The sequence below is a fragment of the Verrucomicrobiia bacterium genome, assembly GCA_019634625.1.
Classification (GTDB): Bacteria; Verrucomicrobiota; Verrucomicrobiia; order Limisphaerales; family CAIMTB01; genus CAIMTB01.
In genome coordinates, this window is record JAHCBA010000011.1 from 12236 (window position 1) to 23010 (window position 10775).

The window sequence follows — 10775 nt, forward strand, 5'->3', positions numbered from 1 at the left end:
GCTTAAGTGATTCCATTACATGGGACTGAGCAACAGCGACAATCCGCTGCTAGTGAGTCGCGACTTACTGGTCACGTGTCGGAACAGTCTTGGGGCGCCGGTGCGAGCGACGCCGGTACGACTGTCGCGGTACACGGCGCTCCTGGAGATCTACAATCCGCACAGCATTCTTCAGTTGTCGGAGGTGCTGGCGGAGTTTCGGATCAACATCGGGGAGCGGTGTGTGTACGCGGGGCGGGGGGTGGTGAGCAGCATCGTCAACACCGGCATCATGGTGATGTGCGAGGTGACGCTGGACGACGGGTGGCTGGACGTTGATTTGTTCTCGCCGATCGCGCAGCCGGAGCGGTTGCGGGAGGAGTTCCAGGGATTCATCGCCAACTGGCGGCGGCTGCAGGCGATCAGTCCGGACTTCAAGGTGGCGGTGGCGGATTTCCAGATGTTGCTGACGGAGCTGCGGCGGTGGCTGGACCAGGTGGAACTGGGGGTGCGATCCGAGCCGGTGGGGATGCGATCGGAGATGGAGAAGCGGGTTTTGACGTCGCTGGAGTTGCGGATTGTGGAGGAGGCGAACGAATGGTTCGGGAAGTTCGACGCGGTGGCGAGCCAGGTGGATGAGGAGACGCGACCGGCGCACCGGGCGTATGCGCGGCGGCAGATTCATCCGCTGGTGATGTGTTCCCCGTTTGTGTACCGGACGTTCCACAAGCCGCTGGGATACGCCGGGGACTACGAGATGGTGAACATGATTCTGCGGGAGCCCCACGAGGGGGCGACGCTGTTTGCCAAGCTGGTGAACGCGTTGTTTCTGCAGAATCCGCCGGCGCAGGCGCACCGGAACCGGATTCATCATTTGCGGGCGCGGCTGGTGGAGGAGACGGCGCGGGTGGCGGCGCGGGGACGGAGGGCGCGGATTTTCAATCTCGGGTGCGGGCCGGCCCGGGAGGTGCAGTTGTTCCTGGGGGAGAACGGGGAATCGGACGAGGCGGACTTTGTGCTGGCGGACTTCAACACCGAGACGCTGGGGTTTGCGCGGGGATTGCTGGAGGAGTTGAAGGGGCGGCACCGTCGGCGGACCGGGCTGGAGTATGTGGAGAAGTCGGTGCACCAGCTCTTGAAGGAGGCGATGCGGGGCGGGGACGGGCCGATGGCCGGGGGGTTTGACTTCGTGTATTGCGCGGGGTTGTTCGACTATGTTTCCGACCGGGTGTGCCGGCGGCTGACGGAGTTGTTTTACTCGATGCTGGCTCCGGGCGGGCTGATGCTGGTGACCAATGTGGATGCTTCGAAGCCGTTCCGGCACTCGATGGACTATCTGTTGGAGTGGCACCTGATCTTCCGGGACCGGAACCAGATGCGGACGCTGCTGCCGGAGAGCGTGTCGGCGGTGGAGCGGAACGTGCTGGCGGACCCGATCGAGGTGAACCTGTATCTCGAGGCCCGCAAACCCCCGGAGGCGGCGCCCGCGCATGGCTGAGCTTGGCAAGGAGGTGTTGTCGGCATTTCGCCGGCACGAGCGGTCGATCGGGCTGCAGCGGCTCCGGCTCGGGTGCTGGATTGCGATGGCGCTGACGCCGCCGGGCCTGGTGATCGACGTGCTGTATTACAAGCCGAAGCAGGATGTGTCGGTGGACATCATCGTGCTGCTGTTCATCCGGCTGATCTGCACGGCGGCGATCCTGCCGATCCTGTACCTGTCGTGGCAGCGTTTCGGAATCCGGCATTACCGGCTGCTGGGGGTGCTGCTGGCGGCGGCGCCGGCATTGTGCATGGCGTTGATCATCGGGGTCACCGACGGGACGGCGTCGCCGTATTACGCCGGGCTGAATCTGGTGCTGCTCGGGGTGGGGATGGTGATGCAGTGGACCCTGGTACAGAGTCTGTCGGCGGCGGTGATGGTCATCGTCATGTATCTGGGGGCGGTGATTCTGTCGCCGTCGTCGTTCCAGGCGGGGATCTTCCTGAACAACATCTGGTTCATGCTGCTGACCTCGATCATCGTGGTGATTGGGAGCCAGGTGAGCAGCAAGCTTCGGTTCAGCGACTTCGTGTCACGGCACAATCTGGACCGGAGCCGGCACGATTTGGAGGCGACCAACGAGCGTCTTGGGGAGACGAACCAGCGTCTGGCGGAGACGAACCAGCGCATGCGGGAGCTGGACGAGCTGAAGGGCCGGTTCTTCGCGAATATCAGTCATGAGCTGCGTACGCCGCTGACCCTGCTGCTGGGGCCGATCGAGCATCTTTCGCAGCACCCGGCGATCGTCCGGGACGAGCGTCTGCGGGAGTATGTGGGGACGATGCAGGACAACGCGCTGCGATTGTTGAAGCTGATCAACGATCTGCTGGACCTGGTGCGGCTGGATGCGGGGCAGTTCCGTCTGCACAAGGTGCGGTTCGAGGTGGCGACCTTCACGGCGGGATTGCTGAACGCGGTGCGACGGTTTGCGGAGGACCGGGGATTGCGGGTGAGCTGCAACAACGCGCCGGAGTTGTCAGAGATGTGCGGGGACCCGGACAAGCTGGAGAAGGTCCTGCTGAATCTGTTGTTCAACAGCATCAAGTTCACCCCGGCGGGGGGCGAGGTGCGATTGAACGGGTATCGGGACGGGCCCTGGGTGGTCTTCGAGGTGAGGGACACGGGCATGGGGATCTCGCCGGAGAACCTGGCGCAGCTTTTCCAGCGCTTCTGGCAGGCCGACAGCTCGTCGCACCGGAAGTACCAGGGAGCCGGACTGGGCCTGGCCCTGGTGAAGGAGCTGGTGGAGGCGCACGGCGGCGAGGTGATGGCGCGGAGCGAGGTGGGGAAGGGGACCACCATGACCGTGCGGCTGCCGTTGGAGGGCGAAGGGGAGGCTGCCAAGGGGACGGGGCGGGCCGCGGCGCCGGCCGGGGAGAAGGGGAACGAGGCGACAGGACACGGGACGGCAGGCGGCGACGCGGGGCCCGCGGGCGTGGCGGTGGGTGCGGCGTCCCGGCCGGTGGAGGGCGACGGAGGGAGGAACGGGTCCGGGGCCGGGGAGGAGGAGGTGGAAGGGGAGGGGGTGGAGGCCGGGGTCGAGGCTGGGGGGTCGGGGACGCCGGCGGGGTTTGAGACGCGGCGGCACCTGGCGGCGCTGTACAAGCGGGCGGAGCTGCATGCGAGCATCACGCCGTTACGGGCGAGTCTGCGGCCGTGGGATCCGGGACGGGGTGGGAATCGCCCGGAGATCCTGGTGGTGGACGACGAGCCGGACATGCTGCGGTTTCTGCGGAGCCAGTTGGAAGACGATTACCAGGTGCGGGAGGCGGTGGACGGCGATCAGGCGACGGTGATGGCCTCGCAGTATCTGCCGGACGCGGTGGTGTGCGACATGATGCTACCGGAGAAGGACGGGCTGCAGGTTTGCCGGGAGTTGCGGGCCAATCACACCACCCGATCGCTGCCGTTCCTGATGCTGACGGCGCGGGCGGACGACGAGACGAAGCTGGCGGCGCTGGGGGCGGGGGCGAGCGACTTCTTGCCGAAGCCGTTTTCGACGGCGGAATTGAAGCTGCGTTTGAAGAACCTGGTGGATGCGCACCGGCTGCAGGAGGAGCTGGCGCGGCAGAACCGGAAGCTGGCTTCGACTCTGGAGGAGCTGCGGGAGACGGAGATGCAGCTTGTGCAGGCGGAGAAGATGGCGTCGCTCGGGCGTCTCAGCGCGGGGATCATCCACGAGATCAACAATCCTCTGAACTTTGCGCGGACCGGGCTGCACGTCCTGAAGCGGCACAGCCAGCATATTCCGGCGGAACTGCGCGAGGAGTACGACGAGGTGTTGCAGGACATCGGGGACGGCATCGTGCGGGTTTCGACGATTGTGGGGGATTTGCGGCAGTTCAGTCATCCCCAGGGCGACGCCGTGGCGGAGGTGGATGTGGGGACGGCGGTGGAGGCGGCATTGCGGTTCCTGTCGGCGGACTGGAAGGACGGGCGGGTGGACGTGGCGAACGAGATTCCGGAGGGATTCGTGGTGTACGCGAACCGGAACAAGCTGGTGCAGGTGTTGCTGAACCTGTGTCAGAACGCGATCGACGCGATGCGGGACCATCCGCCGGCGGAGGGCAAGGCGCGGCTGCAATTGCGGGCGTGGCAGGAGGACGGGCGACGGCGGCTGGGGGTACGGGACAACGGCCCGGGCATCCCGGCGAACCACCTGGCGCACATTTTCGAACCGTTTTACACGACGAAGGACGTTGGCAAGGGCATGGGGCTCGGGTTGAGCATCTGCTACCGGATCATGGAGGAGGTTGGGGGGCGGATCACGGTGGACACGGAGGAGGGGCAATACTGCGAATTCGTCTTGGACTTTCCCGATCGGTTTGACGATAAGGAAGCCGAAGGATAAGAGGACCCACGGAGCATCGACGGTGCCGGCATGAACTCGATCTACGATTACAAGCGGTTCGCCATTCTCTATGTGGATGACGAAGAGAAGTCGCTGAAGTACTTCACGCGCGCATTCACGGACACGTTTCGCATCTTCACGGCGAACAGCGCGCAGGAGGGGTATCGAATTCTGGAGGACCACCAGGATGAGATCGGCGTGGTGATGACGGATCAGCGCATGCCTGGGGAGCAGGGCGTGCAGTTCCTGGAACGGGCCCGGAGGCTGCGGCCGCAGATCATCCGGATCCTGGCCACGGCGTTCGCCGACCTGGACGCGGCAATCTCGGCGGTGAACAGCGGCGCCATCTACAAGTACGTGACCAAGCCGTGGGAGCCGACGGAGCTGGAGACCACGCTGAAGCGGAGTCTCGAGTTCTTCTCGGTGCAGATCGAGCGGGACCTGTTGCTGCGGGAGAAGCTCTCCGTGCTGCACCGGCTGTTGATCACCGACCGGGTGTTGAGCCTTGGGGTGCTGGCGGCGGGTCTCGGCCGGCACGTCCGGCACGCGTTGGAGGCGGTGGGGACGTTCCTCGAGCTGGCGCCGAACATGGCGGGATCGGAAGTGGTGGACCTGGACCGGTTGCGGGAGCCGAACTTCTGGGAGGCGCTGCACAACCATGCCCACGGGCGGCTGCGGTTCATCCTGGGGTTGCTGGACGACCTGGCGGAGGACCGCGGCGCCAGCTTCCGGTTTGACCAGGAGGTGCGGTTGCGCGAGGCGGTGGACGAGGGGATCCAGCCGATTGCCGGGGATCTGGCGACGCGACGGATCGAGGTGGCCAATCTGGTTCCCGCGGATCTGCCGGCCGTGCTGGTGGATCCGAGGCGGTTCCGGAAGCTCTTCTCGTTCCTGCTGCGCCATGAGCTGGCGACGCTGCCCGAGGGTTCCGTGGTCCGCATCGAGGCGAGCCTGCGTCCTTCCGGAGGGGACCGGGCGGAGGAGATCGACGTGTTCGTGACGGACAACGGCAAGGGAATTCCGCCGCAGACGGTGTTGTCCTTGTTCGACCCGCTGCAGGTGGACGGTCAGCCCACGTCGGAGTCGGAGATGTACCTGATGGCGGTGTACTTCATTGTGTACCACCACGGCGGGCGGATCCAGGTGGGGCAACCGGCCGGGCGGGGTTTGGCGTTGACCTTGACGCTGCCCTTGCGGCCGAAGCCGAGCGAGCCTGGGGACGAGACGCGGGATTTCCTGGTGCGGGCGATGACCAACGAGCGGCTTTGGGATCGGCTGCTGGCCGGGGTCTAGGGCGGTCTCGCGGGTTTTCCGGCGGGGGGCGATTTTCTTTGTAAGAAATCGCCCCCTTCGTGCGTTTACCGGGGGAGCCCGCTGCGGGCCGGGCGAATCAAGGAGTCGCCAAGGGTCGCTGTGGGGCAAGGAAGGTCCGTCTTTACCGACCGACCGACCGTCCGCCATCCGTCCGCCATCCGTCCGGTGTTCCGGAGGGGGGCGGGGGAGCGGGGTTTCGACATCACCGCAAACCTTCACCAACCGTTAACCTGCCATGTCGTCATCGAACAAGCCCGCGCATGAGGTCCGCCTGGGGGCGGTCAAGGCCACCATCTGGCGGAACGAGCACGAATCTGGAGTGCGTTTCAACACGGTGCTGAGCAAGATCTATCGGGAAGGGGAGCAATGGAAGAACACCGACAATTTTGGCCGGGAAGATCTGCTGCTGGTGGCGAAGGTGGCTGACGCCGCCCACACCTGGATATACGCCCAGAACCGGGAGGGGACGGGGCAGGGTGGGAGTGGAGGTGCGGGCGGAGGTGCGGGCGGAGGTTCGGCGGGCGGGAGCGGCCGTTCCGGCGGAATGGGAGGGGGGATGCGATCGCGCTGAGCCCTTGGGGGTGGGGGGACCGGGGCGACGCCGGAATTCGGCCCCGGAACGCCGGCACGAACGGGGCGCACCGGGCGCATCCCGGAGTCGTGGGGCGAGGTGCGAACTTCGCGAAGGGACGCCTCGGGGGCGGATTTGGGAGGCTCACGCTGGAGCGAGTCCACCGAACGGTTCCGGCAGGGCGGGGACGTGGGGGCACGGGGTCGGTCGGACCTGGTTTGGTGTGCACGCTTTAGCGTGTCGGGGGTCGAGTTCCACGAGGCCGCAACGGTGTGGCGCGTTGGGTTGAGGACTCGCGGAGTTCGTCCCCCCGAATTGCTGCCGGCTCACCGACCCTTCGCGGACGGACCCGCGCCGCAGGGGGAATCAGCGGAGGGGCTTGACCTCGACCTGCCGGAAGGCGACGGGGTCGCCATGGCCGGCGAAGCCGAAGTAGCCCTCGGTGCGATTTCTGCCGGGGTAAGGCTGGGTGCCCATGAACTCGGTGACGGCGGCGAGGTCGGCGTTGAGGATGCGGGTGCCGTTGAGTTCGACCTCGATCCGGCTGCCGCGGACGGAGACGCGCTGATAGTTCCATTCGCCGACGGGGCGTTGGTGACCGCGATGGGCGGCCACCATGCCGTAGGCGGAGCCATGGTATTGGCGGGGGTCGAGGCGGGCGTATTTCTCGGCCGTGTCATCCAGCACCTGAAGTTCGCACATGCCGACGTAGGCGGTATCGCCCTGGCCCGGATAACGGAGGGCGAGGCCGTTGTTGCCTCCGGGAGGGAGGAGGAAGTCGAGGAGGACGGTGAAGTCGGAGAATGCCTGGGCTTGATAATAGACGGTGCCGCCCTTGCCCGGGCGACAGCGGAGCATGCCGTCCACGAACTCGTACTCGTCGATGGGGCCGCCCCAGCCCTGGGTGCCGGTGGCGGCGGAGAGAATGGGGAAGAACCCGGCGGCGCGGTCTTTCTGGCGGAGGATCGCATTGGCTTCGGCGGCGGGGATTTCGCGAACGAAGAGGTTGCGCCAGCGGATTTCGCCGCCGTGGGTCTGGAGTTGGAGGGGGCCGCGGGCGGGGACGGGGAGGCTGCGGTTGAAGAAGTTCTCGAGCCGGGCGTGGTCCACGACGAGTTGGTCGTTGAGGTGGACGGAGACGCGCTCGCCGATCATGCGGATGCGAAAGCGATTCCACTGGCCGAAGGGCCGGTCGGCGGCGACCAGCGGGTTCCTGCCCGGGGCGCCCTTGGAGTTGTTCCAGAGGCCGCCGGAACCGTATTCCGCCCCGAGATCCCCGCCCCACTTGCCACCGGCCTGGGTGGAATCCCAGATCTGCACCTGCGGAATGCCGCGGAGATAGATGCCGGAATCGGCGCCGGCGACGGTACGGTATTCGAGGAGCAGCTCGAAGTCGCCGAAGTCCTTTTCGGTGGTGAGGTAGAGGCCTTCGCCGTCGTTGACCAGTTCGTCGCCTTCGACCCGCCAGTGGCGTTGGATGTTGGGCAGGCTGGCTGCTTTCTTGCGGGCAAGGTCATCGGGCGGGAGGGCCTGCCATTTGGCGGGGTCCTCGGTTCCGAGGCCCCACCAGCCGCCGAGGTCACGCCCGTTGAAGAGCGGGGTGAAGCCCTGTGGAGGGGTGGCAGCGTGGAGGGTGGGAAGGGCGAGCGCCAGGGCGGCGGAGGCGGTGAAAAGCCGAAGGAGCAGGGGAATGGAGGCAGGTCGCATGAGGGTGGGCCGATGACGGTTGACGGGGGCGATCATCCGGAACCGGGGCTGTCCAGCGAGCCAAAACAGCACGTCCGACGGAATCGGTACCGGGCGGACGAATGCCTGCCGGCCTGGCGTGGCTAAGGTTTGGGGGGTGGAGCGGCCCGGGAGGGGACGGGTTCCGAATCGACGGTACGGACGGAGTAGCCGCGGGAGCGGTCGTCGGCGGGTTCGAGGCGGAGGAGGCCGCGGTTTTCGGCTTCGATGAGGAGATCGCTGAAGGTGCGGAAGCCGAAGGCGCGTTCGTTGAAGCCGGGGTTACGCCGCTTGATGGCATCCTTGATCATGGAGCCCCAGATGCGTTCGTCCTCTTCGCGTTCCTCGGTGAGGGCTTCGAGCGTTTCGACGACCATGTCGAGGGCGCGGAGGGGGTCGAGGCGTTTGGGTTCGGCCTTGACGGGTTCGGAACGGGCCGGGGCCTCGGTCCTGCTGTCGGTTTTGGCGTCGATCCTGGGGTCGATCCGGGTGTCGGGCCGGGGTTCCGGTTTGGGTTCGGAGCGCGGCTCGGGTTTGGGGGATTCGGTGCGGGCGGTGGGCTTGGCGGGTCCGGATGGGGGGCGGGGGATGGTCTTCTTGATGGGGCTGGGGCGGACGAGGTCGTCGTAGTAGAGGAACTCGTCGCAATTCTTGAGGAAGAGATCGGAGGTGGAGTTCTTGACGCCGACGCCGACGACCTTCTTGGCGTTTTCGCGGAGTTTGCTGACCAGGGGGGAGAAATCCGAATCGCCGCTGATGATGACGAAGGTGTCGAGGTGACCCTTGGTGTAGCAGAGGTCGAGGGCGTCCACGACCATGCGGATATCGGCGGAGTTCTTGCCGGACTGGCGGAGGTGGGGGATTTCGATGAGTTCGAAGGCGGCCTCATGGAGGCCGCGTTTGTATTCGCGATAGCGGTCGTAGTCGCAGTAGGCCTTTTTGACGACGATATGGCCCTTGAGGAGGAGGCGTTCGATGACCTTTTCGATGTCGAAGTTGGGGTAGCGGGCGTCGCGGACGCCGAGGGCGATGTTCTCGAGGTCGAGGAACACCGCCATGGTGGCGTGGGTGGACAGGGTGCTCATGGCCGGCGGGCCGGGCGCCTAGCGGGCGGCGACCTGGGGGCGGAGGTCGAGGCAGACGCCCTCGACGGTGCTGCGGACGTAGAGGAGGCCACCGGCGTAGGTGGGGGTGGTCCAGCACTTGCCGCTGACGACGTTGGCGCGGGCCTTTTCGCGGTAGGCGGCCGGGCTGGCTTCGGCGAGGACGAGCTGGCCGGCGTCGCCGAGGACGATGAGGTGACCGTCAACGAGGGTGACGTTGCCGGGGCCGAAGCCATCCTGGGACCACTTGATTTCGCCGGTGGCGAGTTCGATGCATTGGAGGGGATTCCGGCCGTAATTGGCGTGTCCGAAGAGGCCGTAGAGGTGGCCGTCGTGGTGGACCGGCGTGCTCCAATGGTTCATCAGGGCGTTGGGCTTCATCCAGACGGTGGTGGACGTGAAGCGGCTGCCATCGCGGCCGATGCGGTAGAGCCCGGCGCCGCGTTCATAGGCGGCCGAGGCATAGACGAGGTCGCCGACGACGATGGGAGAGGCGGCGGTGGAGATGCGGAAGGGGTGTTCCTGCTGCCAGAGGATGGCGCCGGTATCGGGATGGAGGGCGGTGAGGCCGGCCTGGGTGAAGAAGATGACCTGGCGTTGTCCGTGAAGGGTGGCAACGACCGGGGTGGCGTGGGTCATTTTGTCATCGCCCGACTTCCACAGGGTTTCGCCGGAGTTCTTATCCACGGCGATCATGGACTGGCCCTCTTCGGAGCTGGCGGTGGCGACGAAGATGCGGTGGCCCTCGATGACGGGGGAGGCGGCACCGCCCCAGGTGATGACGCGGCCGCCGTATTCGCGGAGGACGTTCTTGCGCCAGACGGGTTCGCCGGTGGCGACGTCGAGGCAGACGAGGAGGAGGCGGGAATCGAGGGCGTAAACCCGGTTGCCGTCGAGGGTTGGGGTGGAGCGGGGGCCGTCGCCGCCGCTGTTGTCGGGGGTGCCGGCGTTGCCGCCATCGTGGCCGTAGGCGGGGACGGCCATGGGGAAGGCCCAGAGTTCCTGGCCGGTTGCGGCGTCGAGGGCGACGACGGTTTCGCGGGTGACGCCGTCGATTTCGCGGTTGACGAGGGTGAAGGCGCGGCCGTTGGCGACGGTGAAGGAGCTGAAGCCGTCGGGGGTGGGGACGCGCCAGAGGGTGCGGGGGCCGGACGCGGGCCAGGAGGTGGCGACGAGCTTCTCGGTGGAGATGCCGTCATGGTTGGGGCCGCGGTAATTGGGCCAATCGGCGGCGAGGAGGGTGGGGCAGGCGAGGCCGAGGGCGAGGGCGGGGAGGGCGAAGGAGGAGCGTTTCATGAGGGGACGGATGGGGTGTGGGATCAGGCTTCGAAGGACTTGCCACAGCCGCAGGACTGGCGGGCGTTGGGGTTGGTGATCTTGAAGCCGCCGCCGGTCAGGGCATCGGAGAAGTCCACCACGGCGCCCTGGAGGTAGCTGGCGCTGAACTCGTCCACGAGGACGCGGACGCCATTGAACTCGGATTGCCGGTCGCCGTCGCGGGCTTCATCGAAGACCATGCCGTACTGGAGGCCGGAGCAGCCACCGCCTTCGACGAAGACGCGGAGGTGTTTGCCGGCATGGGCGGGGTCCCGGGTGGTCATGGACTGGATCTCGCGGGCCGCGGATTCGGTAAGGGTGACGATGGTGTCGGCGGTGGTTGTGCTCATGACCAATTGAGTCGGACGCTAGCAG

General features: G+C 66.4%; 7 protein-coding genes and 1 pseudogene. 4 read left to right on the top strand and 4 right to left on the bottom strand.

From position 1 onward, the window contains the following. Positions 1-52: 52 nt before the first annotated feature. From KF833_08570 to KF833_08585, 4 genes are all read left to right on the top strand, one after another. Positions 53-1477: a class I SAM-dependent methyltransferase gene (locus KF833_08570; protein MBX3745352.1), complete on the top strand. Its 1425-nt coding sequence runs from the start codon at positions 53-55 to the stop codon at positions 1475-1477. Further along, entirely contained in the window at positions 1470-4370 is a 2901-nt protein-coding gene (locus tag KF833_08575; GenBank protein MBX3745353.1) for a response regulator, read from the top strand. The genes KF833_08570 and KF833_08575 overlap by 8 nt, the downstream gene beginning before the upstream one ends. Before the next feature lie 30 nt (positions 4371-4400). Beyond that, positions 4401-5663, top strand: coding sequence for a response regulator (locus tag KF833_08580; GenBank protein MBX3745354.1), 1263 nt, complete (start codon positions 4401-4403; stop codon positions 5661-5663). Between the two features lie 256 nt (positions 5664-5919). Further along, positions 5920-6255: a hypothetical protein gene (locus KF833_08585; protein ID MBX3745355.1), complete on the top strand. Its 336-nt coding sequence runs from the start codon at positions 5920-5922 to the stop codon at positions 6253-6255. Positions 6256-6621: 366 nt separating this feature from the next. Here the strand turns inward: KF833_08585 and KF833_08590 are convergent, their stop codons facing one another. The 4 genes and pseudogenes from KF833_08590 to KF833_08605 all read right to left on the bottom strand — a co-directional run bounded on the left by KF833_08590 (position 6622) and on the right by KF833_08605 (position 10750). Further along, positions 6622-7962, bottom strand: coding sequence for a DUF1080 domain-containing protein (locus KF833_08590; GenBank protein ID MBX3745356.1), 1341 nt, complete (start codon positions 7960-7962; stop codon positions 6622-6624). A gap of 311 nt (positions 7963-8273) precedes the next feature. Then, a pseudogene (locus KF833_08595) lies at positions 8274-9065 on the bottom strand (NYN domain-containing protein). Between the two features lie 18 nt (positions 9066-9083). Next, the gene (locus KF833_08600) at positions 9084-10379 is read right to left on the bottom strand and encodes a PQQ-binding-like beta-propeller repeat protein (GenBank protein MBX3745357.1); all 1296 of its coding nucleotides are present in this window, start codon (positions 10377-10379) and stop codon (positions 9084-9086) included. Between the two features lie 23 nt (positions 10380-10402). Continuing rightward, positions 10403-10750 (bottom strand): iron-sulfur cluster assembly accessory protein, encoded by a 348-nt coding sequence (locus KF833_08605; protein MBX3745358.1) that lies wholly within the window; start codon positions 10748-10750, stop codon positions 10403-10405. Positions 10751-10775 lie beyond the last annotated feature (25 nt).